At 50.4% G+C, this 2174-nt stretch carries 3 protein-coding genes; all 3 read left to right on the top strand.

Annotated features, from left to right (window positions below):
• The first annotated feature begins 249 nt into the window (after window positions 1-249).
• Window positions 250-543, top strand: coding sequence for a hypothetical protein (locus ACSHWX_RS18450; protein WP_435669671.1), 294 nt, complete (start codon window positions 250-252; stop codon window positions 541-543).
• Between the two features lie 166 nt (window positions 544-709).
• Window positions 710-1366 (top strand): MT-A70 family methyltransferase, encoded by a 657-nt coding sequence (locus ACSHWX_RS18445; RefSeq protein WP_435669670.1) that lies wholly within the window; start codon window positions 710-712, stop codon window positions 1364-1366.
• Between the two features lie 23 nt (window positions 1367-1389).
• A partial coding sequence (locus ACSHWX_RS18440) for a hypothetical protein (protein WP_435669669.1) occupies window positions 1390-2174 on the top strand: 785 nt, incomplete at its 3' end.

Genomic DNA, 2174 nt, shown 5'->3' with positions numbered 1-2174 from the left:
CAGCGCTCCCGTGGCCCGTAGTTCGAGCGAAAGTACACCGACGTATGAGCGTACATCCCTGATCGACCAGTAAGCGCACCCCATCAATCCACTGCCCTCGACTTCAAGGACTGCCACAAGAACTTCGGGGGCGGTACGGTTTACGCGGACCCCCCGTATTGTTTTGTCCATTACAGCCGCTTTTACCACGCATTGGAAACGCTGGTCCTCTATGACTTTCCGAAGCTTCAAACCCAAAGAGGAAAAGTTGTGAAAGGGCGTTACCGCGAGGAACGCCATCAGTCCCCTTTCTGCATCAAATCCCAAGTTCGTGGCGCATTTATAGACCTTTTTGAAGGAGTTAAGGCGAGCGACTCGTCCCTTGTGCTCAGTTATTCAAACACAGGGATGATCTCATTGGATGAGCTTCTAGCGATTGGTGAAAAGGCCTTGCCCAATAAGAAAATTGAAATTCTGACAACAGATCACGAGCACATGACAATGGGGCGGAAGGAAGATAGGCAACGTAGTGTGAAGGAGGGGCTACTTCTCGTGCGTGCTTAGAAACAAACTTGCAAACTCCATCCTCATCTCGTCACCGGCCTGCCGCGGAATTTTTCCACCGTCGATTTGAAACCGCCCAACATTGCTCTGCCACCAGAAAAAGTGGATCGTCTAAAGCTGGAATTTTCGGAAAAACGTTACAAGCTGAGCGCACAAGGACAACACAATGACCGCCTCTAATGATCTCAGCCAGTTTCTTGGCACCGACAAATTCTCTACCGTAATGGCGGATCCGCCTTGGCGTTTTCAAAACCGTACGGGAAAAGTTTCACCAGAACATAAGCGCTTGGCGCGATATTCGACAATGAAGCTAGAAGAGATTTGCGATCTACCCGTAGCAAACCACCTTACAGATGGAGCTCATTGCTACCTTTGGGTACCAAATGCGCTGCTACCTGAAGGCTTGCAAGTCCTCAAGGCTTGGGGTTTCGAATACAAATCGAACATCATCTGGGAGAAAGTTCGTAAAGACGGTGGCCCAGACGGACGAGGAGTAGGCTTCTATTTCCGCAATGTTACCGAGATATTACTCTTTGGTACCCGCGGTAAGAACGTACGTACGCTTAGCCCTGGCCGCTCTCAAGTGAACTACATGGAAGCACCAGAGCCAGACGGGGATATTTTCAAAACGCGCAAGCGCGAGCACAGCCGGAAGCCCGATGAACAGTACAGTATCATCGAAGAATGCTCGTGGGGACCATTTTTGGAACTCTTCGGTCGAGGGGTTCGACAGGGATGGACTGTTTGGGGCAACGAGGCAGATGCAGATTACAAACCGAGCTGGAAAACCTATTCGTATAACTCTAGTGTCTCTTCTGAATAGTATTAATATGGATATTCAGACCATTGGACTGGACTACACTCGAAAGCCGCCCCGGATCTTTCTCTAAAAATTTTGGTTGGGGTGCAGCCCCCGGCCTTACTTTGCTTCATCGCGTGATTAATGCCATCTTCAACGGACAGATGACGCCTGTGCCTCGAGATACGGCGCGAGCAACCATCTCAAGGGTCGCCACCGGCGACCCTCTTATCCCCCTGAACTTTTTTCTTTATAACCAAGAGATTGACGGCGACAACTATATCATCCCTGATCAGTTAGTTCTCGAAGCTCTAGCGAACCCTCACGATCAATCTTTCGATCGGCTAGCTATGTCCGCGCTTAACTTCAGCCGCGTTGGCACTTGGAGAGGCGCACGCCCTTGGCAAGCATATCCTGCACCTTGGGCCAGAAGATTTGCCGTTGAAGAAGTATGGGATGGCAGAAATTGGGACACACGCAGAATCACTACCGAGCGGATCGAGACCTTCATGGAAGGAAACATGATCTATGGTGGGAATACCCCGCACAAATTCGCAACAAACCTCCATTTCCTATATGATCGCTCAAGCCTTATTGGCCTCACCAGTTCCGAGCGAGAAGACTGGTGGGCCAGCGCCCTGTTTCTGTTCCTCGACCGATGTATGATGGATGGCGAAATCGGCATGGGTATTTCGGCATCCGAAATACTGCAGTTTGTTCAAGATGAGGACTTTTGGGCTCTAACGGCCGCGAACCCGACACTTGCTCCTTATGCAGCTTTGCCGATTATTGAAGAATATCTTGACCTTGGTGGACCAAGGCGCCTGAGAAG

This window comes from Maritalea sp., from assembly GCF_051251695.1.
GTDB lineage: Bacteria > Pseudomonadota > Alphaproteobacteria > Rhizobiales > Devosiaceae > Maritalea.
This window is presented reverse-complemented; position numbering and strand designations above follow the sequence as displayed.

Bases quoted from the DNA above. Each gene is read 5' to 3' on its own strand.
- ACSHWX_RS18445 (WP_435669670.1), top strand. From the start codon at position 710: ATGACCGCCTCTAATGATCTCAGCCAGTTTCTTGGCACCGACAAATTC.